This is a genomic window from Micromonospora sp. WMMD558, from assembly GCF_049315255.1.
Classification (GTDB): domain Bacteria; phylum Actinomycetota; class Actinomycetes; order Mycobacteriales; family Micromonosporaceae; genus Micromonospora.
The window spans coordinates 3,740,537-3,764,720 of sequence record NZ_CP186061.1 but is presented as its reverse complement, the minus strand read 5'-3'; the positions used below and the strand labels follow the sequence as shown (position 1 = coordinate 3,764,720).

Below are 24,184 nucleotides of genomic sequence, written 5' to 3'. Positions count from 1 at the left end.
GGAGATCGGCGCGTGACCTGATCGATTTGGTCATCGAGCCCGGAACCTGGGAGCCGTGGGACGAACCCGTCACCGACCCGGCCCCGCTCGACCCCGACTACGCGGCCGCGCTGGCGACCGCGCGCCAGACTGCGGGCGTCGACGAGGCCGTCATCACCGGCGCGGGCCGACTCGGCGGACGGCGCGTCGCCGTCATCGCCGGCGAGTTCACGCAGGTCGCCGAGAACCTCCGCAGACGCGGTCTGATCGACGCCGTCGAGCGCGGCAGCGTCAACTCTAATGGGCGCGAACTGTTGCCGAACAGAGCTGCCTCATTCGGCTGATGTTGCCCATGCATCGCCGTCGGAACCTTCTTAGAGTCCATCCGTGCGAGTGCTCGTCGCCCTCGGTGGCAATGCAATGACCTCCGCGGACGGCCTCGCCCGCGCGGAGGATCAGATCGCTGCCGTGCAGCGTGCGGCGGAGCGGATCGCCGAGGTCGTCGCCGCCGGCGCCGAGGTGGTCGTCACCCACGGCAACGGCCCCCAGGTCGGCAACCTGCTCGTCAAGAACGAGCTGGCCGCTGCCGTCGTACCGCCGGTGCCGCTCGACTGGTGCGGCGCGCAGACCCAGGGCACGATCGGTTTCATCCTGCTGAACGCGCTGGCCCGGCACCTGCGCACGCCGGTGGCCGCGCTGGTCAGCCGGACTCTCGTCGATCCTCAGGACCTCGGGTTCGCGGCGCCGAGCAAGCCGATCGGCCGGTACCTGCCCCGAGCCGAGGCGCAGGTCATGATCGATCACGGCCAGGTGTGGCAGGACCGGGGCGTCCGGGGCTGGCGCCGGGTCGTCGCCTCCCCCGAGCCGATCGAGGCGCTGGAGGCGCCCGCCGTAACCGCGCTGCTGGCCGCCGGGTACGTCGTGGTGGCCGGCGGGGGTGGCGGCATCCCGGTCGTGCGGAATGCCGACGGCAGCCTGCGCGGGGTCGAGGCGGTCATCGACAAGGACCTCAGCGCCGCGCTGCTCGGCCGGGCGATCGGCGCGGACGTGCTCGCGATCGCCAGCGACGTCCCCGCCGCGATGGTCGGTTGGGGGACCCCACAGGCCCGGCCGCTGGGCGCGGTCGACGTCAGGCAGCTGCGTGGCTACGCCGCCGAGGGGCACTTCCCCGCCGGTTCCATGGGCCCCAAGGTGGAGGCCGCCTGCCGCTTCGTGGAGCAGGGCGGCGGGCGCGCGGTGATGTGCACGCTGGACCAGATTGCCGAGGCGGTGGCCGGCCGGGCCGGCACCGTCGTGACCGCGAAAGACGAGAGGTGACCGCTGTGCCGCAGCCCATCGAAGTCCGCAAGGTGCCGATCAAGCACGTGTCTGACGCGTCCGGTCTCGCAGAGCTGATCGACTCCGGCGTGCTCGACGCCGATCGGGTCATCGCCATCATCGGCAAGACCGAGGGCAACGGCGGCGTCAACGACTACACCCGGATCATCGCCGACCGGGCGTTTCGTGAGGTGCTGGTGGCGCGCGGCAGCCGTACCGTCGAGGAGGTGGCCGGCATCCCGATCGTCTGGTCGGGCGGCACCGACGGCGTCATTTCGCCGCACGCGACGATCTTCGCGACGGTGCCCGCCGAGTCGGCCGAGGCGACCGACGAGCCGCGGCTGACCGTCGGGTTCGCGATGAGCGAGCCGATCCTGCCCGAGGAGATCGGCCGACGGGGCATGATCGAGAAGGTTGCCGCCGCGGTAACCGAGGCGATGGAACGTGCCGGCATCACCGACCCCGCCCACGTGCACTACGTTCAGACCAAGACGCCGCTGCTGACCATTCACACCATTCGCGACGCGAAGAGCCGCGGCAAGGATGTCTGGACCGAGCACACGCACGAGTCGATGGACCTGTCCAACGGCACGACCGCGCTCGGCATCGCCGTCGCTCTCGGTGAGATCAAGATGCCCGACGACGACGCGGTGATGCACGACCGCTCGCTGTTCTCGTCGGTCGCGAGCTGCTCGTCCGGGGTCGAGTTGGACCAGGCGCAGGTCGTCGTAGTCGGCAACGTCCAAGGCGTCGGCGGCCGGTACCGGATCGGCCACGCCGTGATGCGCGACGCTATCGACGCCGACGGCATCTGGGCGGCGATCCGTGACGCCGGGCTCGACATGCCCGACCGCCCCCACCACAGCGACCTCGATGGGCGGCTGGTCAACGTGTTCCTCAAGTGCGAGGTGTCCTCCGACGGCATGGTCCGCGGCCGCCGCAACGCGATGCTCGACGACTCCGATGTGCACTGGCACCGGCAGATCAAGTCCTGCGTCGGCGGGGTGACCGCGTCGGTGACCGGGGACCCGGCGGTGTTCGTGTCCGTGTCCGCCGCGCATCAGGGACCCGACGGCGGCGGACCGGTCGCCGCCATCGTCGACCTCGGCACCGACCCGACGGGTTACGTGGCACCATGACGGTCTTGTTCGCCCCGCACTGGTCGGCGCACCTGGCACCCGGCGTCGAGGCGGACCTCGGCCTCGGCGCCACGCTCGCCGGAGCGTGGACCGCGCGGTGGGCCGCCAATCCAGGCGCCGAGGTCATCGCCACTCCGTCCGGGCGAAGCGTGACCGCCGCCGAGCTCGAACAGCTCACCGCCGCGGCCGCCGGCCGGTACGCGGCGGCCGGGCTGTCGCCCGGCGACCGCGTCCTCGTGTCCGCCGGGCCGAGCGTGGAACTTGTCGTCGCGTACCTCGCCGCGTTGCGGTACGGGCTCACCGTGGTGCCGGCGAACACCGCGTACACCGCCATCGAGCTGGCCAACCTCGCCGCCGACTCACAGCCGTCGCTGGCGGTGCTCGACGACGTCGGCCGTGCACCGGACATCACTGCGACGACGCCGGACCTGGCCGGTCTGCCGGCTTCGCAGCCGACGCCGCTCGACCGCGTCGCGCCGGCGGATCCGGCGCTGATCGTCTACACGTCGGGCACCACCGGCAAACCGAAAGGTGCCGTGCTAAGTCACGCGAACCTGCTCGCGAGCGCGCACGCGGTGCGGCTGGCGTGGCGCTGGACACCGGAGGACCGGCTCGCGCTGTCGTTGCCGCTGTTCCACATCCACGGGCTCGGAGTCGGGCTGCACGGCGCGCTCGTCGCCGGCGGTTCGCTCCTGCTCGTGCCGCGGTTCGAGCCAGCCGCGATCGCCTCCGCGATCGACGCCGGTGCCACGATGTTCTTCGGCGTCCCCACCATGTACCACCGGCTCGCCGCGTCGCCGTACCTGGACGGCCTGAGCAGGCTGCGGCTGGCGGTGAGCGGATCAGCCCCGTTGCCGGCCGACCTGCACGACACGGTGCGCGAGCGCACCGGCCAGCGGATCCTGGAGCGCTACGGCATGACCGAGACGATCATGCTGGTTTCCAACCCGTACGACGGGCCGCGCCGACCGGGCACGGTCGGCCTGCCCTTGCCCGGGGTGTCGGTGCGGTTGGCGCCCCGCGAGGGTGGCGTCGCCGAGATCGAGGTCGCCGGGCCCAACGTCTTCGGCGGTTACCTCGACCGGCCCCAGGCGACCGCCGAGGCGTTCACCGACGACGGCTGGTTCCGCACCGGCGACCTGGGCGTCCTCGACGACGACGGGTACCTGCGCATCAGTGGCCGGGCCAAGGAACTCATCATCACCGGTGGGTACAACGTCTACCCGCGGGAAGTGGAGGACGCGCTGCGGTCCCATCCCGGCGTCGCCGACGCGGCTGTCGTTGGCAGGCCGTCGGCCGAGTGGGGAGAAATGGTCGTGGCGCATGTCGTACCAGCCGACGCGGTCGACGCCTCGGTGTTGGAACGTGAGCTGACCGAGTGGTGCACCGAGCGGCTGGCGCCGTACAAGCGGCCCCGCGCGTGGCGCTGGGTCGAGACCCTGCCGCGCAACGCGCTCGGCAAGATCCTCCGCCACAGGCTGCCCTGAGCATGCAGGCCCGAACCGGCGCCATTGCCCCGTCGGCAGAGCACTCCTTTTCGGGAGGTCACGCTGGCCCCCGGGCCATGTCGTCGGAGGGTCAGCGCGTCATCCTTGGTTTCAATCCGCTTGACCACTTCGGACGCGCTGACCACTTCGTTGAGCTGCACCCATTCTGCACCAGACTAGTACGGCAGCCGCCGTTTGAGATCTTGCTGGTGGACCGGGGTGGACGCGAGGCGGCCACCGCGTGATCGTCTGTGCGTTGTGGACACAACTTCAGATCTTGCGGTGGCCGCGTGCCACAGCGTAGCGGTTGGTCGGTGGGAGCGGGTGCTGGCCGAGGTGCTGGGCTGCTTCGCGGGCCGGTTCGGGCGGGTGGAACCGCGCCGTGCGGCGGGACAGTTCGTGACCGGGCTGCTCTCCGATTGTGAGGTCAAGACGTGCTGGCAGTTGGCTGAGCAGGCCGGACATGCCCGGCCGGATGCGATGCAGCGACTGTTGTACCGGGCGGTGTGGGACGCCGACGCCGTCCGCGATGACCTGCGGCAGCTGATCACCGCCCGGTTCGTGGTCCGGACGCGGTCTTGGTCGTTGACGACACCGGTGACCTGAAGAAGGGCGTTCACACGGTCGGGGTGCAGCGGCAGTACACCGGCACCGCTGGGCGGATCGAGAACAGCCAGGTCGGGGTGTTCCTGGGCTACGCCGGCGTCGATGGGCACACCCTGATCGATCGGCGGGTGTATCTGCCGGCGTCGTGGACCGACGACCGGGACCGCTGCCAGGCCGCTGGCGTGCCCGACGAGGTTGGGTTCGCCACTAATAAGCCGGAGCTGGCCGCCGAGATGATCACCGCCGCGCTGGACGCCGGAGTGCCGGCGGGCTGGGCCGCTGCGGACGAGGCTTACGGCAACAGCGCCGCTTTCCGCGCTGGCCTGCGCGAACACGGGATCGGCTATGTCTTGGCGGTGTCCCGCAGCCACCTGGTCCCGCTCGACGGCGGTAAGACCCGCGTCCGCGTCGACCGGGTGGCCGCTGACCTGCCCGCCACGGCATGGCAACGCCGATCGGCCGGCGCCGGATCCAAGGGCCCGCGCTTCTACGACTGGGCCTGGCTCGACGACGTCTGCACCGACGCCGACCCCGACGACGACGGCCGGCACAGCCTCCTGATCCGAAGGAACGCGACCACCGGTGAGCTGGCCTTCTACCGCTGCTGGACCCCCAGACCGGCCACCCTCGCCCAACTCGTGCGGGTCGCCGGCATCCGCTGGACCGTCGAAGAAGCCTTCCAGGCCGCCAAGGGCCAGGTCGGCCTGGACCAGCACCAGTTTCGCCGCTGGGACTCCTGGCACCGCTTCACCACCCTCGCCCTGGCCGCCCTCGCCGTCCTGGCGATCTGCGCCGCCGACACCACCGACGGCCCAACCGACACCGGACTGATCAAGCTCACGGTCAACGAGGTCCGCCGCCTGATCAACGCCTGCATCATCCGCCCGATCAGCGACCTCACCCACCGTTTGCACTGGTCAGGCTGGCGCCGCCGGCATCAAGCCCGAGCCCGACGAGCCCACTACACACGCCGCCTCAACCTCGAACTCCAGCCATGATCTCGAACGGCGGCTGCCGTACTAGTCATCCAGTCCCAAGGCGCAGACGAGACGATCGTCCGAGTCTGGCAACCGACGAGCGGTGAGGTCTGGACGGTGACGGAAGATTTCTGGTCGCCAGACGTCCTCGGAGTCGCGCGGATGAACGGAGACGAGCACCTCGTCGTAACCTATGACCGCCGCTCCATCGACCTGTTGGACCTGCCCTTCGGCCGCAAGCGCCGGAGCATACCGGTGCACCGCCATATCGAGGCCTGTTTCGACACACCCTTCGGTTTGGTGGTCCGCCTCGACATGGGGTTCATCGTTCTGCGGTTACAGCGTCCCTGACGACGACCTGCTGCGGGATCGGGTGCGGCTGGCTGACGGATCCCTCGCGCGTCGGCCTGCTGCTCTTCGGCGAGACACTGACGGTCACCGACGGAGCCGCCGGGACCCAGCTCCCTGTCTCAATCTTCCTGTGCATCTCGGCTAGCGTGACGGCGCGGTACTTGCCCAGGCAGCCCTCGTGGGGAACGAGGAGACTTGAACCCACAAGAACCTCACGTCAAGCCTCCTCCTTCAGGGCTTGTCATTGGTTGCCAAGACCCCTGGTTACCAACCGTAGCCACCCCGAGATTGTCATCGTTTGCCGCAAGTGGTCGTTTACCTGCACAGATGCAGCCAGGCGTTGGTCCCTTCTTGTCACTGGTCGTGAGCATCAGGACAGGGTTTTCGGGGGGTAAACAGGGGCACCGTCGGGACCCGTTCACGCCTCACCGCATTCCCACCACTGCGCAGTTCCCGCGCATCGAAGGACGGGCTGACCCTCACCTCAGCGGCAGTCAAACCGTGGGGGTTCATGTCGGAGGGGGGACTTGAACCCCCACGGTCCGCACTGGTGCGCAATATCCCGTACGTGTGTTTAAGCCTCCTTGAACACCACATCGACCGTCTGGCGTCACTGCGGGTGTCAGCCGAGCAGAGGCGGGGGTGGTTGCGATGACCGCCTCGTTCGTGCCGCCGGTGATTCCCAAGGTGATCCCCGGAGGCGCCGGTGCCGGCCCAGGACCATTGGGTCGGGCCCGACGGCCGCTTTCCGTGCCAGCCTTGGATTCCCAGTTCACACGAGTGACCGACACCGTCTACGCACTGGGCGCTGTGGACAAGAGCGGCCGGGTCGCCGATCGCAGCATCGTCCGGGCGCTTGGCTGGATGCCGGGCACCCGACTGGACATCCGCGAGCGGGCCGGCATCATCGTGGCCTGCACGGCCCCCGGCGGTGTCCACCGCATCGACGACCGCGGTCACCTGCATCTGCCCTTGTCGGTGCGTCGGTGGTGCCGGCTCGTTGCCGGGGACCGCGTTCTACTGGCCGCCGACCGTGCCACCGGTGTGCTGGTGGCGCATCCTCTTGCGATGCTCGACCGGCTGCTGTCTGACGTGCAGGCTGCTATGGAGGACGGTGAGGCGGCGTGAGCCAGACTGCCGCTGGCCGGGCGGAGTTGGAGGCGGCCCGGCTGTTGCTGGAGCGGATGGGCATCTCCCCCGCCGATCTGCTGCAGGTACGGCCGGCCCGTCCGCTGGCCCCGACGTTCGCCGAGTACGTGCCAGTGGTGGCCGCCGCGGTGTCGCCGGGTACTCGTCGGGCGTACGGCTCGTACTGGAATCGGGTGGTGCAGGCATGGGGGGAGCGGCGTATCGACGAACCCCGCCCGTCTGAGATCGAGCAGTTGCGGGCCCAGGTGCAGGCCAACGTGGTGGCGCGACGCAACAACCGCGGCGGCCGATCGGCTGCCGAACATCTGGTGGCCGCGCTGCGCTGCCTGTACCGGCGGGCGGTAGCGGACGGATACCTGGACGCAGCCGACAACCCGGCGTTGAAGGTGGACAAGCCACGCCGGCTGCCCAGCACCCGGCGGGCGATCGGCGACGCACGCCTGGCGGAGATCAACGAGGTGGCGACCAGCACGGGCGATGACCCAGGTCTGGACAGTTTGCTGATCCGGCTGCACACCGAGACGGCCTGCCGTCGTGCCGGGGCGCTGGCGCTGCGCCCGCGGGATCTGGACACCGACCAGTGTCTGATCTTCCTGCGGGAGAAGGGCGGCACGTCCCGGTGGCAGCCGGTCTCGCCGACGCTGGTGCGGCACCTGCTGGCGCATCATGCCGAGCGGGGTGACGGCGACCGGAACGGCAGTCTGCTGCGTTACCGCAACGGTCGGCCGCTGACCTACCGGCGTTACGACCATCTGTGGGTGCGGATCGGGCAGCATCTGCGATGGGTGCACACCCAGCAGATCAGTACACACTGGCTGCGGCATACCACCCTGACCTGGGTCGAGCGCACCTACGGCCATGCCGTGGCCCGCGCCTACGCTGGCCACACTGACGGCGGCAGTGGGAGCGGCTCGACAGCCACCTACGTGCGGGCGACCTTGCACGAGGTCGCGGTCGCTTTGGCCGGCCTGACTGGCGAGGACCATCCACTCGCCGCGGAAGCCTAAACGATGTCACCTGGTGGCCTCCCTCGCCTGCGGCGAGGGAGGCCACCCGTCCCGGAGAACAGCGTCGTCACCCCGATGATCCACTACAGGCCGATGGGGATCAGGATCGAGTGGCTTCCCTCACTCTGATGGAGCGGGTCCATGAAGCGGGGTGCCTCAACCCCGCCGCGCCGTCACTTCCACGTCCATAACCTCCCGGGCTTGGATGCGAGCCGCCGTCGGTGGATCCCGGTGTCAGGCCGCCGCCCGTACCCAGTCCCAGCACCCACCGATCGCAATCGCGACCTCGATGACCGGCGCAGCGGTCAGGTACGCCAACGAGCTCGTCGACCCCCGACTGGGACGAGTGGAGCGGCGGCCCGGAGAGCGTCCCGTTCCGCGTCGTCACCCGGCGGTGCTCAGGTCAGGTGCTCTCGGAACCAGACGCGTGCCGCAGCGCTCGACTCGGCGAACCTGGACAGGTACGGGTCGAAGTGGCCACCGGGGACGAGGGTCAGCTTCTTCGGTTCCAGTGCTCGCTCGTACGCGGCGAGGGCGAGGTCCGCGACGGTGATCGTGTCGTTGGCCGCCACGACCAGCAGCAGGGGTGTCGGTGACACCCGGCCGATCCAGGCGCCGGGCTCGTACATACGGGCGGCGCGCGTGGAGCGGAGGGTCACCTCGTTCGCCCAGGCGCCCGTAAGCAGGGGCTGGCGGTAGAAGGCGATCGCGTCCCTGGCCCGGTACGCCGCGGGTACCGCCGGGTCGTCGCTGACGACGGCCAGGGTGCGGGGCGCCTCGCCGCGGAGCTGAGCGCGCTCGTCCGCGGCGAAGGCCTCCTCAAGGCCAGCCACGGCTTCGGGCGAGACCCGACGCAGCCCCTGCTCGTAGCCGCTGATCGTCGGCACCTGGGCGACGACGCAGCGCAGCCTGCGGTCGGTGGCGCCGAGGACGAGCGCGTGACCACCCGCGTAGCTGGTGCCCCACAAGCCGATCCGCACGGGGTCGACCTCGGGCCGGCTTTCCAGGAAGGAGATCGCGCGGCGCCAGTCGGCGATCTGCCGCCAGGGGTCCACGTCCTGGCGCGGCCTACCGTCGCTGGCACCGAAGCCTCGGTGGTCGTGGACGAGGACGACGAACCCGTCGTCGGCGAACGCCTCGGCGAAGCGCTCGAGCCCGTGCTCCTTCACGGCCGCGTAGCCGTGCGCCATGGTGATCGCCGGGTGTGGGCCGGGCCCGTCCGGGAGGTAGAGCCACCCGCGCAGCGTCACCCCGCCCTCGGCGGTGAAGGCGACATCCTCGCGCTGTGTCACGCGTTCGCCTCCTTTGCCAACGCCGTCGACCCCGACGGCGACCACTCCGCTGTGTCGATGGGCGACCAGTTCTCCGCGTGCGCGTCGAGCCGGGCCATCCGTTTGGTCTGCCGAGTCTCCAGCACATCCTCGTCGAGCGGGGTCGTGAAGACGTTGTTGACGAGCGTGTACTCCGCGGCGAGGCGCCCGACGACCGGGACGGCCGCGGTGTCGATACGCCCCCGGTCCAAGTACAGATCGTCCCTGATGTGGAAGTTGACGACCTGTCCCCAGACGACATGGTCGAGCATGTCGCCAACGGGAATGATCCGGTCCACCACGCACTCGAAGGAGATCGGCGCCCCGCAGATGCGCGGAGCTCGAATCGTCTGGCACGGCCCCTTCTCCAACCCGAGGGCCTCGAACTCGTCCACCTCCGAGGCGAACTCGACAGCGGAGCGGTGCATGTGGTGGGCCTGCGGGAGCGACACCAGGTTGGTGGCGAACTCCCCCGTGTCCTGGATGTTGACCAGGGTGTCCTTCAGGGTCACCCCATCGGACCGCGGCTGAAGGGTGATGGACACCATAGGCGGCTTGCGCGATACCGCGGTGAAGAAGGAGATCGGCGCGATATTGCCGACTCCGTCCCGGGAAACGGTGCTCACCCAGGCGACCGCGCGGGGCACGATGCTCCCGATCAGCAGCTTGTACGCCGAGGCGGCGTCGAGGCCACTCGCTTCGACGATCATCTGTGTTCCTCCACGTCTGACGCCGCCGGTTCGGCGATTATCGATCGGTCGCGACGTCGTCGGGACGACGCGAGATGTGGGCGGTGAGCAAACCCGCGGTGCGGGCCGGAGCCTCGGCCGGCGGGAAGTGGCCCGCCCCGACCACCACGTCCTGCCGGACGTCGATGAATTGGGGGACGATCTGCTCGGCCGTGAGGTCCGCGGTCAGCACCGGGTCGAACTCACCGGTGAGGACCAGCACCGGGTTGGTGTAGCCGCCGACCTCGGCGGACACGTCGTCGACCGACCACGCCCTCAGGTACGCCTCGAGCGTCGGCGCCGAGGCCGTGCTCGTGGACAGCGCACCGATGTGCTTGCCGAACTGGGGGCCGAGGCGGCCTGCGGTGAGGTTGGTGACCACGGCGGCCATTACCTCGGGATCGTTGGCCGCCGCGGTGAACACCTTCTCCGTATCGGCGTCGAGCGGAAACCCACGGCTGGGCACCGCGCTCACGAGCGAGAGCGTGCGGATCCGGTCCCGGGCGTGGGCGTTCCCGGACAGCAGCTGCGCCGCCTTGCCACCCATCGAGTGTCCGACGAGGTGGAAGGAGTCCCACCCCAACTCGTCGACCACGTCGAGCAGGTCCTGGGCCATCTCCCACGTGGTCATCTGTCCACTGAGGTCGGCGGACGAACCGTACCCCCGAAAGTCGGGGAAGACCCAGGTCATCCCGTCGGTGTCGAGATACGGGTGCAGCGGCGTAAGCGTCGCGCTCGAGGCCGGCCACGAGTGCGCGACGAGAACATGCACCGGCCCGGCGCCGATCGTGGTGTACGACAGAGTCATTGCTTTCTCCTTAGAGTGACGTCACCAGCGAGGCGTGCCGTCAGCGAGTTGGAGCTCGCCTCGGCCGAAGGAGAAGTTCTCGATCGGCACCGGGATGAGGGCGACGAAGATGTCGTCCGGCAAGATGTCCAGCGCCTCGACCACCAGCTCGTTGATGGCCGCGGTCACCTTGCGCCGGTCCTCGAGCGGCCGGTGCGCGCCGAAGAGCACGGTGATGATCATGGCATCGGGACCGCGCCTCATCCCCATGAAGGTCGGGTCCAGATGCAACTCGCTCTCGTCGTGCTCGCTGATCACGATGAAGCGGTCGCCCTCGGGGATGTTGAGCCCCTGAACCAGTGACTGGTTGAGCGCGTCGGCGAGCGCGCGCTTCTTGTCCGGCGCGAAGCGGTTGGCCGGGATGTGAGCGTGGAATACGGGCATGTAACTCTCCTTGGGGTTTGCGGCGGTAGCAACGTTTCCTCGACCACCCAGACGATAGGAGCATATGCTCATGTCGTGGTTGACCTCAAGACCACGGAGCGAAGAAGGAGCGCTCACCTTCAGGTGCGCCGACGTGTTTGCGGGTTCCGAGCAACTGCGCATACCCTGACTCATGATGTCTCAGCGGACCACCATCGACCCGGCCGTCATCGATGGCATGTGCAACTGCTTCGCCATGCGCAAGGCGGCCCGGTACCTCACGGCCAGCTACGACAAGGCGTTGGCCCCGGCCAAGCTGCGCGCCACCCAGTTCACGATCCTCCATAAGGTGGCCACCCACGGCGAGACGACGATCTCCACGCTGGCCGCGATGATCGGCATGGACCGCACGACGCTCGCCACCAACCTCAAACCGCTGGAACGAGACGGCCTGCTGACCACCGCGCCAGCGGAGAACGATCGCCGCGCGCGGATTGTCCAGATCACCGCAGCCGGCCACGACCGGCTGGAGCAGGCGCTGCCGCTCTGGCAGTCCGCCCAGAACCGGTTCGAGGACAGCTTCGGCTCCACCGAGGCTTCGTCGCTGCGCTCGCAGCTGCGCGCGGTCCTCGACACCGGCCTTGATCCCTGGGCCGAGTAGCCGCTCCCCGTCGCCGGGGTGCTGCCCGCGCACCAGGGTGTTCCGCGATGCGCGGGCAGAGTCGTCCCACCGCGCCGGGCTCAAGAAGCCGACAGGCTGGCCTCCTGCTCCGCGGGTTGCGGCACGGTCGCCACGGCACGGTCGCGGCGGTTGGTCTCGGTGAGCACGAGGACACAGCAACACGAGATCGTCGCGGCGGCCACGACGAGGATCGCGACCGGCACGAACGAGCCGGCCTCCGCGTAGAGCCAGGTCGCCACGAGCGGAGTCAGGGCTCCACCGAACAGGAGCCCGATCTGGTAGCCGAGCGAGGCGCCCGAGTACCGGACCCGCGCGGAGAACAGCTCGGAGAAGAAGGCGGCCTGCGGGCCGTACATGGCAGCGCACAGCAGCTGGCCGACGATCAGGCTGAGCCAGACGAGCGGCGTCTGGCCGGTGTTGACCAGCAGGAACGCCGGGAAGGCCCACAGCCCCATGCCGAACGCCCCGAGGAGCAGCACGCGACGGCGGCCGATCCGGTCGGACAGCAACGCGAAGCCCAGCATGGCCGGCACCTGCAAGATGGCCCCCGCCAGGACGCCGCCCAGCACGGTGTTCTTCGGCAGCTGGAGCACCGTCGTGCCGTAGGACAGCATGTACGTGACGAACAGGTAGAGCCCCACGCCGAGCGCGATGACGGCGCCGGCCGCGAGCGCGACGTTCTTCGAGTGGTAACGCAGTACGTCGTACACCGGCGAGCGGGACGAGCCGCGGTCCTGCCGGGATTCCTTGCCGCCCGCAGTCTCCTCGAGCTTGCGGTGTGCGTAGAGCGCGACCCCGAACAGCAGAATGCTGAACAGGAACGGCACCCGCCAGCCCCACGCGGAGAAGTCCTGCTCGCTGATCCGCGCCATGATCACGAGGTACACCAGGCTGGAGAGCACCAGGCCGATCGGCACGCCGAGCTGGGGGAAGCTGCCGTAGAACCCGCGCCTGTTCGGGGGCGCGTTCTCGGTGGCGATGAGCACTGCGCCGCCCCACTGCCCGCCGACGGCGATGCCCTGGAGGAAACGAAGGACCACGAGCACGATCGGCGCGGCGACTCCGATCGTGCCGTACGTCGGCAGCAGGCCGATCAGCGTGGTCGAGCCACCCATCAGCAGCAGCGCGGTGACCAGGGCCGGCTTGCGCCCCAGCTTGTCGCCGAGGTGCCCGAACAAGGCGCCGCCCAGCGGGCGTGCGACGAAGCCAACCGCGAAGGTCGTGAACGCCAGCAGAGTTCCCACCAGCGGGTCGGTCTGGGGGAAGAAGAGCTTGTTGAAGACCAGCGCCGCTGCGGTGCCATAGATAAAGAAGTCGTACCACTCGATGGCCGATCCGGCACTGCTCACCGTGACGATCTTGGCGAGCGAGGCGGACCGCGGCGCGGAGCGATCGCGGGTTTCGGGCATGAACGTCTCCGGTGGGTAGGCGGCGACGGGCGCGTCGCCGCGCAAGGAGGGAGGAAGGAAGGTGCCGGATCACCACTGGCCGCAGGGTGGCTGGTGACGACGGCGCGACGTGTGCAGTGCCGGAAGGGCACTACACACATGTGATGAACGCGAGGTCGTCCAGGGTCACCGCGGTCGCCGGTGGCCGGGGAGACATCCGCGGCGTCTGCTGTGAACTCGTTGGTGCTGAAACAGCGCGAGTGGGCCGCAATCGTGTTGGGAGAGCAGGGAACGCGACGGGTCAGGCGAGGACGGCCCTCGGGTAGCGCCGCGGCTCCTGGCCGGAGATCACGTCACGGCCGCGCGCGGTGTCGGCGTAGAGACGGCCGAAGACGACCCGCCCGTCCTTGACCTTGAACAGGAACAGGTGCTCGTTGCGCATCCGGATACCGCGTGTGGACAGTGCGTCGGTCTTCACCGGGACGACGATGGTGTCGCCGGCGTCGATGATCTCGTGGGCGTCGTAGCGGAAGTACTCCCACTGCTTGGCAACCTCCTTCCAGTACGCGACGAACTCGGCCGCTCCGACGTACTTTCCGCCGTAGGGCAACGAGTCGGACATCTCGAAGGTGAAATCGTCAGCGAGCAGCGCGATCAGCGGTCCACGGTCGTTGCGCTCATATCCGATGAAAGCGGTTCTGAGTGCCGCCACGATCTCGTCATTGGGCATTCGGGGCCTCCTGGTCGGTGATGTGCGCCATAGGGTAGGCGCATATGCTCCTAACCGTCAACAGCGAACTTCCGTCACACTGTCGCTCCGGGTTGGGCCGGTGACATGGCGTGTCACTAGGCCGTGGTGTTGCTGCAGGTCAGGCGGTTGCGGGTGTCGCGTCGAGGACGCGGGGCGGCTCGGTGGTTTTCAGCTTGGTGAGCAGGGTCTTCTGGGGCTGGGACAGCTCGGTTCGTTGGGCGAAGGTGCCGGCGGGGCCGGTGAACACGCCGATGTGCAGCCGGTCGATCTCGGTGCGGATCTTGTTCCAGGTGTGGCCGGTTTCGGTTTCGGCGACGCGGACGAGCAGCAGGGCCAGCCAGCAGAGCGGGATGTGGGCGCGGATGCGGTCCTCGCGGCGGTGGAACACCGGGCGCAGGTCGAGGGTGGTCTTCATGTCGCGCCAGCCGCGTTCGACCTCGAGCAGTTGCTTGTAGCCCAGGGCGATGTCCTCGGCGGACAGTTTCGGGTCGGAGCAGCGCAGCAGGTACTTGCCGTCCAGGCGTTGCTCGGATCTGACCTTGGCCTGGTCGATGCGGAGTAGGCCGCTCGGGGTGGTGCGCAGGAATCGGTTGAGGCCGGGCTTGGTGGAGATCTGCCCGCGCAGTTCGGCCCGTTTGGTGGCCGACAGCTGGTCCGTGCCGTCGATGAGCGTGCTGAGCTGGTTGATCAGGCGTTCGCGGATGGCGGCGTCACGCTCGGCGGCTTCGGGGTTATAGCAGATGACGAACCGGTCGTCGGTGTCGATGTTGACTTCTTTGACCTGCAGGTTCTCCGCGACGGTGGCGCAGCGTCCCTGCCGGGCCAGAGCCTGGTCGGCTTCGACGGTGCCGGCGCGTAGCTTCTCGCCGAGGGGTGCGGCTCGCCGGTGAGCGTGGCGAGGGCAGCGGCGACTTCTTGGACTTCGGCGCGGACGTAGGTCATGGTGGTGCCGATGTCGTTCTTGCCGCTGTGTCCGGCGTAGGCGCGGGCCACCGCGTAGCTGAAGGTGCGCTCGACCCAGGTCAGGGTGGTGTGGCGCAGCCAGTGGGTGCTGACCTGCTGGGCCGCGACCCAGGGCAGGTGGGTGCCGATGCGGTGCCACAGGTGGTCGTAGCGGCGGTAGGTCAGTGGCCGACCGTTGCGGTAGCGCAGCAGGCTGCCGTTGCGGTCGCCGTCGCCACGCTCGGCGTGGTGGGCCAGCAGGTGCCGCATCAGCGTCGGTGAGACCGGCTGCCAGCGGGAGGTGCCGCCCTTCTCCCGAAGGTAGATGAGGCACTGTTCTGGATCCAGGTCTCGCGGGCGCAGCGCCAACGCCCCGCCGCGGCGGCAGGCGGTCTCCAGGTGCAGTCGGATCAGCAGGCTGTCCAGGTGCGGGTCGTTGCCCGTGGTGGCAGCGATGTGGCTGATCGCGGCCAGCTGCGCCTCTGGGAGGGCGCGGCGGGTGCTGGCCAGCCGGCGGGGCTTGGCGACCCTGGCGGCGGGGTTGTCGGCCTCTCGGATCAGCCCGTCCATGACTGCGTGCCGGTAGATGCAGCGCATGGCAGCGATCAGGTGTTCGGCGGCGGTGCGGCCACCGCGCGTGTTGCGGCGCACGACCACCTCGCCGCGGATCTCCTCGGCCAGCCGTTTGATCTCGAGGGGTGTCGGCTCGGTGATGCGCCGGGTACCCCAGTGCTGGCAGATCCGTTGCCAGTACGAGGTGTAGACCCGGCGGGTGCCGGGTGAGACGGCCTCGGCAACCTGCCAGACGTACTCGTCGAACGTCGGCACCGCCACCGCCGCTGGCGTTGAGTCGGCGAGCAGCTGCTCAGGGGTGACACCAAGTTGCTTGAGCAGGCTGCGCAGCGTCTCCAGCTGCGCGTGCTGATCCATCGGGCCGGTCATCGCCCGGCCCCGCTGTCGTCTGCCGGGCGGTAGAGGACGAGCATGTCGTCGAGCGTGGCCATCGGAATCACCAGCAGCTCGACCCGCCGCTGGTTCGCGACGACGAGTACTCGATTTCCGGCGGCGATGCGGCACCTGCGGCGTACCGTCAAGGGAAGTCGTAGATGGCCCCGCGGGTTGATGCGGACGGTACGACCGGTGCGGGCGACCACGATCGGGCCGGGCTCAATCGTCAACTCCACCGCCTGCCCGGCGGCCCAACCCATCAGTTTCAACGCTGACCGATCGGCCAGCCGCCCATCACGGTCAACCGGCGTGACCACGCAGCGGATCCCAGCACCGCGCGCAGCATCTGGCGGCACCGGCATCGGCAGCCCCGGCATGGGCCGCAATTGCGCGCCGGTGCCCGTGTGCGGCGGCGAGGCTGGCCGAGTACGCACCTCGAATGGCGCATCGTCGGCATCGCGCCGAGCGGAGGGGCGGCCTTTGGTCGGAGCGGCGGCACCGTAGCCGGTGACTCGTGCTGAGTCGCCGCTGCCGCCGCGGCGGGGGGTGGCGCGTTGCGATGCGCCACCCCCGACCTGTCGCGAGTCGCGGTCAGTCACGGCGACTCCTGTTGGTAAGGACCAGGAGGTCGACGCTGTAGCTCGGACCGTTGTCGCCGGCCGGCCAGCCCTGCCGTGCCGCCTCGGCTTCGGCCCGGGTGGCGTAGTACAGGAACTCATCGCCGTCGCCGTCGCCGTCGCCGGGGGCGGTGACGGCGACGATGCGCAGGACGTGAGTCAGGCCCGCGGCGCGGGCAGCGGGCAGGAGTTCACCGAGGTGCTCGGCGTAGGTCGTGCCGGGTTCGCCGGGCGCTGCGGAGCTGACGGCGGCGATGGCGCAGGTGTCAGCGGTCATGATGAGCCGGCAGGCGGCGAACAGGTCGGTGATGCTGGCCGGTGTCCGGGTGGTGTGTCGGGGCGGCCACCGCAGGACGACGAGGCTGACGGGTTCGGTGAGCATGTCGAGGTCGGCAACGGTGCTGGGGTCGGTGATGGACAGGTATGTGCGGGACGTATGGGCGCTGGCGTGCGCCAGGTGCGGGTCGTTGTCGAAGTCGACGACCGCGTCGCCGCGTCGGGTGTATACGAAGACGAGTCGCTGCGCCAAACGCGACGCAAGCCTGGTGCCGGGGGCGACGGCGGGTCCGGTGTCGTCGCGGTCGTCGAGCCGCCAGACGGCGATCGGGACGTCGCCGCCGACGAGGACTGCGTCGTCGTGCTGTCGTGCGTCGTGGTTGGACCGGTTCGGACGGGCCACGCCGTTCGGCGTGGGGTCAGGTACAGCAGTCATGTGCGGGTGGCTCCCGCGCTGCCTGGCCGTGTTCGCACCTACGAATGGCCTTGCCGGCCCGGCTCAGAGCATCGCCGCCGATGGGCGGGGACCCAACAGCGCCCAACAGCGTTCAGGTCTGTTGGGTGGCGCTACCCAACAGTTCGAGGGGTTCGCCCAACAGCTTCTCGGGTTCGACCCAACAGCCATCGGTGTTGGCCAACAGCGTCCGGTGTTGGCCTAGCTGGCGGTTTTCGTGCGCGCTGTTGGGTAGCCAACAGCCGGCATCTTGTGGTAGGCGACCCCGGGCGGCGGTCTCGCAGCGAGGGTATGGCAGCTGCCGCCGTTGGTGTCAGGGGTCGTTACGGCGCCCGTTCGTCACGCGAGCGTTGAGTTCGCCGGCGGCCTCAGCGCCCTCCGCGTTCAGGTCGCGTCTCAGCTGGTACCTGGCCCAGAGACGGCGACGACGGCCGGGTCCGAGTAGGGAGATCACCGGCCGGAGCGACTCCGCGATCCAGACCGCCCGGATCAGCCCGGCAGGCGGCGGCTCGGGTGCTACGTGCCCGACCACCACGGCAGCGCCGCCTGCCACAGCGGTGTGGACCAGGCCAAACAACGCCATGCCGGGCGCTTTGAGCCGGCCCGAATGTGGATGGTCAGGGTTGTAGGTGCACGGGGACATGCTCAATGTGTCCCCGTGCCTTCTTCCGGACCGACCACCGTGGCCGAGGCCGAGAGTTCGTGGAACCCGCGGATCTTCTCGGCCAACAGTACCCAACAGGGGCCGTGAGCTGCGCTGTTGGATCGCATTGCCTGACGATGCCGGGCACCGTACTCCTGTCGAATGTTGGGTGGACATGCCCACTGAGCAGGCCCAACAGGCTCCCGGACCCACTCGCATGATCGTGGACTGTCGGGTGGACGTGCGCGGATGGAGGTCTCGCGCCGCCGTCAAGGTGCGGTGCCGGACGTCTCGCAAAGGGATGCCATGTCTGCTCGATCCTGGCCGTCGTCGCCGCTGGCTGCGGCCGGCCGTGCCTTCACGCTGCTGGTCCAGCCGCCCACCCATGTCGGATTCGACGGCCGCGGGTTCGACGGTCTGCCGGACGAAATTCTGCCGCTGGAACGGCTCCGTGCGCTGCTGCTGGCGCCGCACACGAGCGTCGAGGTCCGCGACGCGGTGTGGCGTGAGCTGGTCGTTCGCGCTCGCCGGGACGGCCCGGCCTGGGTCGTGGCCTCGGTGGGCATTGCCCTGCCCGGCCTGCGGCACGTCGCTGGGCTGCTCGCCGCCGGGTGGCGCGGGGATACCCGTGATCTGGACGCGGAGCTGCTGGTCGGGTTCGTCGAACGGCTCAAGACCATCGACCTGGAGCCGCCGCGGGTGGTCGGCCGGCTCATCGACGCTGGCCTGCGCGCCGCTCGGAAGGCACGCGATGCCGACTCCGACGCCCAGCTCATTCACACCGACGCGACCGGGCCGATCGCGCCAATTCAGCCGTGGGACCACCCGGACTTGGTCCTCGCGCGTGCGGTCGCGGCTGGCGTCATCGACGCCGACGAGGCGAACCTGATCGCCGCGACCCGGCTGGAGCACGCCACGCTCGCCCAGGCGGCGGCGCGGATCGGCATCACGTCCAGCCTGGCTTCGTCGTGGCGGTTGAAGGCCGAACGTCGCCTGTTGGAGGCGATCCGCGAGGGTTCCCTCGCGTTCGTGCCGCTTCGGCCCCGCCGCCGCGGTGTCGCGACCCAACGGGTCGCCGCGACCCACCAGCGAATGGCAGCCGCCCAACAGCAATCCGGTGCTGCGGGTGCGACCCAACAGCGACGGGCTGTTGGGTCGCTGTTGGGTGGCGCCGCGGCGGCGGACGTCGTGTTGGCTACCCAACAGCAGGCATTCGTGGGCAAGACATCGGACCGAGAGGCGGCCGGTGTCGGCGCCCCGGGGATCGGGGTGCGGCCGGCCTGAGTGGCCGTGTTCGCACCCGATCACGTCATGGCTGGAAGGAGCGACGCTCCCACGGCCCGCCCCGATTCCCCGGCGGCGCACCTCAAATCCGATGCGAGCCCCGTATACGGGGCGGGAGGTGCCAACCATGTTCCGCCGCAACATCTACCGCATCACCGCAGTCACAGTCGTGTTCCTGGCGACCGTGACCGGGGCGGCTCCGGCGTACGCGGCCGAGCCGCACATCGTGGCCGCGCATCCGCTGCCTGTGATCATCGGCAACATCACGAATTGGATCATCGGGATCTTGGTAGGTGTGGCCACCCTGTTCCTCACCATCGGTGGCCTGCGCCGCCTGGCCGCCGGCGGCGACCCGACCGAGATCGACAAGGCGAACTCCGCGTTCAAAAACGCCCTCATCGGCTACGCCCTCGCGGTCCTCGCGCCGATCCTGCTCGCGGTCGTGCAGGGCTGGATCGGGGGCTGACATGGGCGGCTGGCTCGCCGACCAGATCATCGGCCCCATCCTCACCTGGTTCGCCGAGATGGTGATCGGCGCGCTGAACGCCTTGTGGGACCTGCTGTCGGTCACCGCGTTCGTCAGCCCGGACGTGACCGAACTGCCACAGGTCACCGCGTTCGCCAGCACGTCGCTGGGCATCGTGAATGTCTGCTACGTGCTGGCGTTCCTGTGGACGGCCATCCTGGTGATGGGCCGCGACACCATCCAGTCCCAGGTCGGGCCAGGCGAGCTGATCCCTCGCCTGGTCATCGGCCTGATCGCCGCCAACTTCGCCATCCCGCTGTGCTCCACCGTCATCGGTCTGGCCAACGCGTTCACGGCCGCGTTGACCAGCCAGGACATCACCGCACCCGGCTCGATGCACCAACTTCGCGCCACCACGGTCAGCGCGTTGAACGGCCAGACCGGCGCCACCGCGGTCAGCTTTCTGTTGCTGCTCATCGGCCTGCTGATCGCGGTGCTCACCGGCATCCTCCTCGTGCAGTGGATCATCCGGCTCGGGGTGCTCGTCGTCGCCGTCGGCATCTCACCCATCGCCCTGGCCCTGCACGGCACACCGCAGACCGAAGGCGCCGCCAAACTGTGGTGGCGCACGATCCTCGGCACGCTCGGCACCGTCGTGATCCAGGCGGTCGCCCTGCACACCACGCTGCGGGTCTTCCTCAACCCGGACAGCAACCTGCGCGTGCTCGGGCTGCCGATACCCGGCGGCGAACCCGCAGCGGTCATGAACCTGCTCATCGTCGTCTGCCTGTTGTGGGGCGTCGTCAAGATCCCCGGACTGATGCGCTGCTATATCACGCAGACCCGGCCGAACGCGATGGGCATGATCCTGCGCGTCGTGCTCGTGCAGCAGCTGACCCGCGGGATCTCCCGCGCGTTCAGCGGCGGTCGAAGCGCCACGGGGGCCGCCGGCCGCGCGGGCCGCGCCGGCGGCGGTGCAAGCGCCGGCGGGGCCAATCGGCCGTGGCCGGTGAACTGAGGCGGAGGCGGGACCGCACTCGCCCCGCCGTGCCCTCCGCGCCGTCCCCGACACCTCGCTCGGGGGCCGCGCCCCGGCCGTTGCCGCAGCCGGCGGGTGCCGGTCCCGGCCGGACCGGCATCGCCTATCCGACCGGTCGACCCGTACGCCCCTACACCCGTGACGAACTCGCGGGCGGCGTCGACCTCTACACCCGCGCCATGAAGGCCCGCGCCGGCACGCCCTCCCGAAAGGCACCCTGATGACAGCCGAAGGCCACACCTCGCGCCTTCACGACGAGGTCACTGAACTGTTCGACGCTCCGCACGAAACCTCCACCATCGTCGCCATCGCTTGGCCCACCGGTCGGCCTATCCACCGGTACACGGCCGCCGAGATCGCCGAGGGTGTGGACCTCTACACCCGGGCGATGAAGGCCCGTGCCGCTGGCACCACGCATCGGGGAGGCCATGATGCGCCCGAGTGATGACGTCACCCCGCACGCCCGAATTCCGGCCAACGTCGACACCCCCGACAAGATCGTCTACGGGTTGACCGCCCGCCAGCTGGCCATCCTCGCCGTGGCCGGCGTGATCGGCTACGCCATCTTCCGAGCGGTAGGGACGCTACTGCCACAGCCGGTCCTGTTCGCGATCCTCACCCCGCTTGTCGGTGCGGCGATCGTGCTGGCGTTGGGCCGCCGCCACGGCCTGTCCATGGACGCCTGGCTGCTGTCGGCGGTGCGGCACACCCGCAGCCCCAAGCGGATGGCCCCGGCCTCGTCCGGACGGCCAACATCGGCACCCGCGTGGGCGCCGACCACCGAGACGCCCAATGCGACAGTGCCAGTGCTGCGGCTGCCAGCCAAAGCGATCAGCGACACCGGCGTCATCGACACCGGCTCCCACGCCGTGGCCCTCGTCGCGTGCACCACCGTGAACATCGGGCTGCGCACCGGCGACGAGCAGGCCGCCCTGATCGGCAGCTACGGACGGTGGCTCAACTCCCTGTCCGGGCCCGTGCAGATCGTGATCTCCGCCCAGCGGGTCGACCTGTCCAGCCACGCCCAGCGCATCGCCGACAACGCGCAGACGATCGCCAACCCAGCCTTGGCCGACGCCGCCCGCGACTACGCCGACTTCCTCGACGACCTCGCGGCACGGTGGGACCCTCTGTGGCGCACGGTCACCGTCGCGGTCACCGCTGCCGGCGACAAGGGCCGCGACACGGAGGTCCTGCGCCGGGCCGAGCACGCCGCGTCCGCGTTGTCCGCGCTCGGGGCGCAGACCGCTGTCCTGGACGGCGGTCGGGCCGCTGCGGTGTTGACCTGCGCCACCGACCCGTACACCCCGGCCGACGTCACCTGGGCCCGTGCCCTGCCCGACGCGGCCATCACCGGACCAGGAGACTGACATGCCCATACTGCGACGGCACAAGACCGCCAGCACCGACGCGAGCCCGGCCGAATCGGCCCGGCTCGCCGCCGTTCTGGGCCCGGCCGCGATCGAGAACACTCCCCGCTACCTGCGGGTCGGTGACGGGTACGCGGCCACGCTGATCGTGACCGGCTACCCCGCCGAGGTCGGCCCGGCCTGGCTGGACCCGCTGCTGGCCTGGCCCGGCCGGCTCGACGTCGTCGTCTACATCGACCCGCTCCCGCCGCAGACCGCCGCCACCCGGCTACGCAAGCAGCGAGCGCGGCTGGAGTCCAACCGGCGCACCGACACGGAGAAAGGCCGCCTCGTCGACCCCATCACCGAGGCCGCCGCCGACGACGCCGCCGAGCTGGCCGACCGGATCGCCCGCGGCCAGTCGAAGCTGTTCCGGGTCGGCCTGTACCTGTGCGTGCACGCCACCACCCTGGACGAGCTCGACGAGGCGGTCGCGCACGTGCGGGCCACCGCCGCCTCCGTGCTGCTCGACACCCAACCCGCGACCTGGCGTCAACTGCAGGGCTGGACCGCCACCCTGCCGCTGGCCACCGACGGGCTCGGCATGCGCCGGGTCATGGACACCGACGCGATCGCGTCGGCGTTCCCCCTCGCCTCCTCGGACCTGCCGGCGCCGCTGCCCGGGGAGCCCGGCGCCATCGGCGGCATGCTCTACGGCCTCAACCCCGACAGCAACGGCATCGTGTGGTGGGACCGATGGGCACAACACAACGCCAACAGCGTCATCCTCGCCAGATCCGGCGCCGGCAAAAGCTACTTCGTCAAGCTCGAAGTGCTCCGATCCCTCGCAGACGGCGTGCACGTGGCGGTGATCGACCCGGACAACGAGTACATCCGCCTCGCCGACGCGGTCGGCGGCGTCACCATCGCCCTCGGCGCCGGCGGGGTACGACTCAACCCCCTCGACATCCCGCCCGGCGACCGCCGACCGCAGGCCCGCACCTACCGGGCACTATTCCTCCACACCCTCATCAGCGTCCTGCTCGGGCAGCAGCCGCCGCCGTCAGAGCGCGCCGCGTTGGACAAGGCGATCAACGACGCCTACGACCAAGCCGGAATCTCCAACGACCCCTCCACCTGGCGCCGACAGGCACCCCTGCTGCGTGACGTCGCCGCCGCGCTCACCGCCCAGCACACCGAAGCCGCCGACACCCTCGCGGCACGGCTGACGCCATGGACCATCGGATCGTTCCGGGACCTCTTCGACGGACCAACCACGACGGTCCCATCAGGGCAGTTGGTGTGCTGGTCCACGCGACAACTCGCCGACGAGCTACGCGCCCCCGGCATGCTCCTCGCTCTGGACGCGATCTGGCGCGACGTGGACACACCGGCCATCCGCTCGGCGCACACACCGAAGCGGCTGGTCGTCGTCGACGAAGCCTGGACCCTGCTCCACGACGACGAAGGAGCCAAGTTCCTCTCCCGCCTCGCAAAATCCGCCCGCAAACGGCGCGCCGGGCTGGCGGTCATCACCCAGGACGTCGGTGACCTCCTCGGCTCCGACCTCGGCCAGGTCGTCATCGCCAACGCCGCCACCCAAATCCTCCTACGGCAGGCACCCCAGGCGATCGACATCGTCGCCGACGTGTTCGGCCTGACCGCCGGCGAAGCCCGGCTACTGCTCGGCGCCCGCCGCGGCGAAGGCCTACTCATGTCCGGCACCCACCGGGTCAGCTTCCACGCCGTGGCCTCCAAAAAGGAGCACCGGCTGTGCATCACAGGCTTCGAGTTGGAGGAGTCTGACCGGTGATTCTGACTGAACTCTGGGGTGCTTTCCCCGAGTGCGGGGGGGGTATCCCCCAGAGTTCAGGGAACTCCGGACGCCGGCATATATGCGCGCTTGATGATGGATCTGGAGACCCAGCGACCGGTTGAGGTACCCGAGGTGCGACACGGCACCGTGGCGGCATGGCTGGCGGCGCATCCCGAGATAGAGGCGGTCTGCCGCGATCGAGGCCGATCCACTGCGGCGGCTTACCCCTCTTCGCGTTCAAACAGGAAGTCTTCATGTTCCGGTCCGGG

22 protein-coding genes and 3 pseudogenes are annotated in these 24,184 nt (G+C 69.6%); 15 read left to right on the top strand and 10 right to left on the bottom strand.

Annotation, left to right across the window (positions count from 1 at the left end):
• The first annotated feature begins 26 nt into the window (after positions 1-26).
• From ACN26Y_RS18135 to ACN26Y_RS18100, 8 genes and pseudogenes are all read left to right on the top strand, one after another.
• Positions 27-323 carry a hypothetical protein gene (locus tag ACN26Y_RS18135; protein WP_155331427.1) on the top strand — a complete coding sequence of 99 codons (297 nt, stop codon included), beginning with the start codon at positions 27-29 and terminating at the stop codon, positions 321-323.
• Between the two features lie 43 nt (positions 324-366).
• Positions 367-1,296 carry a carbamate kinase gene (locus ACN26Y_RS18130; protein WP_155331426.1) on the top strand — a complete coding sequence of 310 codons (930 nt, stop codon included), beginning with the start codon at positions 367-369 and terminating at the stop codon, positions 1,294-1,296.
• Positions 1,221-2,435: a ring-opening amidohydrolase gene (locus ACN26Y_RS18125; protein WP_230688615.1), complete on the top strand. Its 1,215-nt coding sequence runs from the start codon at positions 1,221-1,223 to the stop codon at positions 2,433-2,435. The genes ACN26Y_RS18130 and ACN26Y_RS18125 overlap by 76 nt, the downstream gene beginning before the upstream one ends.
• Entirely contained in the window at positions 2,432-3,922 is a 1,491-nt protein-coding gene (locus ACN26Y_RS18120) for an acyl-CoA synthetase (RefSeq protein ID WP_422733100.1), read from the top strand. The genes ACN26Y_RS18125 and ACN26Y_RS18120 overlap by 4 nt, the downstream gene beginning before the upstream one ends.
• Before the next feature lie 339 nt (positions 3,923-4,261).
• Positions 4,262-5,526: pseudogene (locus ACN26Y_RS18115) on the top strand (IS701 family transposase).
• Between the two features lie 96 nt (positions 5,527-5,622).
• Positions 5,623-5,856 carry a hypothetical protein gene (locus tag ACN26Y_RS18110; RefSeq protein ID WP_422733099.1) on the top strand — a complete coding sequence of 78 codons (234 nt, stop codon included), beginning with the start codon at positions 5,623-5,625 and terminating at the stop codon, positions 5,854-5,856.
• Between the two features lie 780 nt (positions 5,857-6,636).
• The gene (locus ACN26Y_RS18105; RefSeq protein ID WP_422733098.1) at positions 6,637-6,984 is read left to right on the top strand and encodes an AbrB/MazE/SpoVT family DNA-binding domain-containing protein; all 348 of its coding nucleotides are present in this window, start codon (positions 6,637-6,639) and stop codon (positions 6,982-6,984) included.
• Between the two features lie 44 nt (positions 6,985-7,028).
• Positions 7,029-8,012, top strand: a complete 984-nt coding sequence (locus ACN26Y_RS18100; protein ID WP_422733097.1) for a tyrosine-type recombinase/integrase — start codon at positions 7,029-7,031, stop codon at positions 8,010-8,012.
• A 398-nt stretch (positions 8,013-8,410) separates the two neighbouring features.
• Here the strand turns inward: ACN26Y_RS18100 and ACN26Y_RS18095 are convergent, their stop codons facing one another.
• From ACN26Y_RS18095 to ACN26Y_RS18080, 4 genes are read right to left on the bottom strand one after another with little or no spacing between them, the layout of a single operon-like run.
• Complete coding sequence (locus tag ACN26Y_RS18095) at positions 8,411-9,304, bottom strand: alpha/beta hydrolase (RefSeq protein ID WP_422733096.1); 894 nt, start codon at positions 9,302-9,304, stop codon at positions 8,411-8,413.
• Positions 9,301-10,032, bottom strand: a complete 732-nt coding sequence (locus tag ACN26Y_RS18090; protein WP_422733095.1) for a flavin reductase family protein — start codon at positions 10,030-10,032, stop codon at positions 9,301-9,303. The genes ACN26Y_RS18095 and ACN26Y_RS18090 overlap by 4 nt, the downstream gene beginning before the upstream one ends.
• A gap of 37 nt (positions 10,033-10,069) precedes the next feature.
• Positions 10,070-10,858, bottom strand: coding sequence for an alpha/beta fold hydrolase (locus ACN26Y_RS18085; RefSeq protein ID WP_422733094.1), 789 nt, complete (start codon positions 10,856-10,858; stop codon positions 10,070-10,072).
• 21 nt (positions 10,859-10,879) lie between these two features.
• The gene (locus ACN26Y_RS18080) at positions 10,880-11,281 is read right to left on the bottom strand and encodes a tautomerase family protein (protein ID WP_422733093.1); all 402 of its coding nucleotides are present in this window, start codon (positions 11,279-11,281) and stop codon (positions 10,880-10,882) included.
• 175 nt (positions 11,282-11,456) lie between these two features.
• Between ACN26Y_RS18080 and ACN26Y_RS18075 the strand changes: the two genes are divergently transcribed.
• Complete coding sequence (locus ACN26Y_RS18075; protein WP_422733092.1) at positions 11,457-11,921, top strand: MarR family winged helix-turn-helix transcriptional regulator; 465 nt, start codon at positions 11,457-11,459, stop codon at positions 11,919-11,921.
• Positions 11,922-12,001: 80 nt separating this feature from the next.
• On the opposite strand, the gene ACN26Y_RS18070 is transcribed toward ACN26Y_RS18075, so the two are convergent.
• The 6 genes and pseudogenes from ACN26Y_RS18070 to ACN26Y_RS18045 all read right to left on the bottom strand — a co-directional run bounded on the left by ACN26Y_RS18070 (position 12,002) and on the right by ACN26Y_RS18045 (position 17,300).
• On the bottom strand, positions 12,002-13,351 hold the full coding sequence (locus ACN26Y_RS18070) for an MFS transporter (RefSeq protein WP_422733091.1): 1,350 nt from the start codon (positions 13,349-13,351) through the stop codon (positions 12,002-12,004).
• Positions 13,352-13,631: 280 nt separating this feature from the next.
• Positions 13,632-14,060 (bottom strand): nuclear transport factor 2 family protein, encoded by a 429-nt coding sequence (locus tag ACN26Y_RS18065; RefSeq protein WP_422733090.1) that lies wholly within the window; start codon positions 14,058-14,060, stop codon positions 13,632-13,634.
• Between the two features lie 139 nt (positions 14,061-14,199).
• A pseudogene (locus ACN26Y_RS18060) lies at positions 14,200-14,952 on the bottom strand (IS1634 family transposase); the annotation flags it as partial.
• A gap of 59 nt (positions 14,953-15,011) precedes the next feature.
• Positions 15,012-15,593 (bottom strand): annotated as a pseudogene (locus tag ACN26Y_RS18055) (tyrosine-type recombinase/integrase); the annotation flags it as partial.
• A 368-nt stretch (positions 15,594-15,961) separates the two neighbouring features.
• Positions 15,962-16,570 carry a hypothetical protein gene (locus tag ACN26Y_RS18050; protein WP_422733089.1) on the bottom strand — a complete coding sequence of 203 codons (609 nt, stop codon included), beginning with the start codon at positions 16,568-16,570 and terminating at the stop codon, positions 15,962-15,964.
• Positions 16,563-17,300 (bottom strand): hypothetical protein, encoded by a 738-nt coding sequence (locus ACN26Y_RS18045; protein WP_422733088.1) that lies wholly within the window; start codon positions 17,298-17,300, stop codon positions 16,563-16,565. Before ACN26Y_RS18045 ends, ACN26Y_RS18050 begins: the two co-directional genes overlap by 8 nt.
• A gap of 910 nt (positions 17,301-18,210) precedes the next feature.
• Here ACN26Y_RS18045 and ACN26Y_RS18040 point away from each other — a divergent pair.
• The 6 genes from ACN26Y_RS18040 to ACN26Y_RS18015 all read left to right on the top strand — a co-directional run bounded on the left by ACN26Y_RS18040 (position 18,211) and on the right by ACN26Y_RS18015 (position 23,912).
• Entirely contained in the window at positions 18,211-19,245 is a 1,035-nt protein-coding gene (locus ACN26Y_RS18040; RefSeq protein ID WP_422733087.1) for a hypothetical protein, read from the top strand.
• Between the two features lie 127 nt (positions 19,246-19,372).
• The gene (locus ACN26Y_RS18035) at positions 19,373-19,711 is read left to right on the top strand and encodes a pilin (protein ID WP_422733086.1); all 339 of its coding nucleotides are present in this window, start codon (positions 19,373-19,375) and stop codon (positions 19,709-19,711) included.
• A gap of 1 nt (position 19,712) precedes the next feature.
• Complete coding sequence (locus ACN26Y_RS18030; RefSeq protein ID WP_422733085.1) at positions 19,713-20,729, top strand: conjugal transfer protein TrbL family protein; 1,017 nt, start codon at positions 19,713-19,715, stop codon at positions 20,727-20,729.
• A 241-nt stretch (positions 20,730-20,970) separates the two neighbouring features.
• On the top strand, positions 20,971-21,195 hold the full coding sequence (locus tag ACN26Y_RS18025) for a hypothetical protein (RefSeq protein WP_422733084.1): 225 nt from the start codon (positions 20,971-20,973) through the stop codon (positions 21,193-21,195).
• Complete coding sequence (locus ACN26Y_RS18020) at positions 21,182-22,120, top strand: PrgI family protein (RefSeq protein ID WP_422733083.1); 939 nt, start codon at positions 21,182-21,184, stop codon at positions 22,118-22,120. The genes ACN26Y_RS18025 and ACN26Y_RS18020 overlap by 14 nt, the downstream gene beginning before the upstream one ends.
• A 1-nt stretch (position 22,121) precedes the next feature.
• On the top strand, positions 22,122-23,912 hold the full coding sequence (locus ACN26Y_RS18015) for a VirB4 family type IV secretion system protein (protein ID WP_422733082.1): 1,791 nt from the start codon (positions 22,122-22,124) through the stop codon (positions 23,910-23,912).
• Positions 23,913-24,184: the final 272 nt, after the last annotated feature.

Excerpts from the sequence above, each read along its gene's own strand:
- ACN26Y_RS18045 (WP_422733088.1), bottom strand. The coding sequence starts at position 17,300 with ATGACTGCTGTACCTGACCCCACGCCGAACGGCGTGGCCCGTCCGAAC.
- ACN26Y_RS18040 (WP_422733087.1), top strand. The coding sequence starts at position 18,211 with ATGGAGGTCTCGCGCCGCCGTCAAGGTGCGGTGCCGGACGTCTCGCAA.
- ACN26Y_RS18035 (WP_422733086.1), top strand. The coding sequence starts at position 19,373 with ATGTTCCGCCGCAACATCTACCGCATCACCGCAGTCACAGTCGTGTTC.
- ACN26Y_RS18025 (WP_422733084.1), top strand. The coding sequence starts at position 20,971 with ATGACAGCCGAAGGCCACACCTCGCGCCTTCACGACGAGGTCACTGAA.
- ACN26Y_RS18070 (WP_422733091.1), bottom strand. The coding sequence starts at position 13,351 with ATGCCCGAAACCCGCGATCGCTCCGCGCCGCGGTCCGCCTCGCTCGCC.
- ACN26Y_RS18090 (WP_422733095.1), bottom strand. The coding sequence starts at position 10,032 with ATGATCGTCGAAGCGAGTGGCCTCGACGCCGCCTCGGCGTACAAGCTG.
- ACN26Y_RS18030 (WP_422733085.1), top strand. The coding sequence starts at position 19,713 with ATGGGCGGCTGGCTCGCCGACCAGATCATCGGCCCCATCCTCACCTGG.
- ACN26Y_RS18065 (WP_422733090.1), bottom strand. The coding sequence starts at position 14,060 with ATGCCCAATGACGAGATCGTGGCGGCACTCAGAACCGCTTTCATCGGA.
- ACN26Y_RS18085 (WP_422733094.1), bottom strand. The coding sequence starts at position 10,858 with ATGACTCTGTCGTACACCACGATCGGCGCCGGGCCGGTGCATGTTCTC.
- ACN26Y_RS18080 (WP_422733093.1), bottom strand. The coding sequence starts at position 11,281 with ATGCCCGTATTCCACGCTCACATCCCGGCCAACCGCTTCGCGCCGGAC.
- ACN26Y_RS18020 (WP_422733083.1), top strand. The coding sequence starts at position 21,182 with ATGCGCCCGAGTGATGACGTCACCCCGCACGCCCGAATTCCGGCCAAC.
- ACN26Y_RS18120 (WP_422733100.1), top strand. The coding sequence starts at position 2,432 with ATGACGGTCTTGTTCGCCCCGCACTGGTCGGCGCACCTGGCACCCGGC.
- ACN26Y_RS18015 (WP_422733082.1), top strand. The coding sequence starts at position 22,122 with ATGCCCATACTGCGACGGCACAAGACCGCCAGCACCGACGCGAGCCCG.
- ACN26Y_RS18075 (WP_422733092.1), top strand. The coding sequence starts at position 11,457 with ATGTCTCAGCGGACCACCATCGACCCGGCCGTCATCGATGGCATGTGC.